The sequence below is a fragment of the Oleiphilus sp. HI0061 genome, assembly GCF_001635675.1.
The window spans coordinates 1-337 of the sequence record NZ_LWFE01001800.1 but is presented as its reverse complement, the minus strand read 5'-3'; the positions used below and the strand labels follow the sequence as shown (position 1 = coordinate 337).

Sequence of the window (337 nt, the reverse complement as noted above, 5' to 3'; positions counted from 1 at the left end):
AATTACATCATGAAAGACAACACCGCCCCACTCATGCACTTCCTTCACTATCTCTGCAGGGTTGCCCTGACTGGTAATGACAAAAGGAACCTTATGCTTCTTGACCACTTCTCGGTCACTCGGTAAACGCGTATTCGAGGGGTGTACAACCAAGTTAACACCGAAAGGGGCAACGGGTTTGTCGGGGTTAGCCTCAGCAAACTGCGCCAAGTCCTCGCTAATTTCACCAAGCCAAGTATCTAATAAGTCCTGAGTTCGGGTATTAAAGCTGGGAAACGTGCCTACGACACCGTTTTTACATGCATTGATCACCAGTTTAGGGCTAGAGACCAAAAAC

1 protein-coding gene is annotated in these 337 nt (G+C 47.8%); it reads right to left on the bottom strand.

Annotation, left to right across the window (positions count from 1 at the left end; all coding sequences use genetic code 11):
- The coding region (locus tag A3735_RS31550; protein ID WP_369820569.1) for an NAD(P)H-dependent flavin oxidoreductase at positions 1 to 337 on the bottom strand (337 nt) is incomplete at both ends.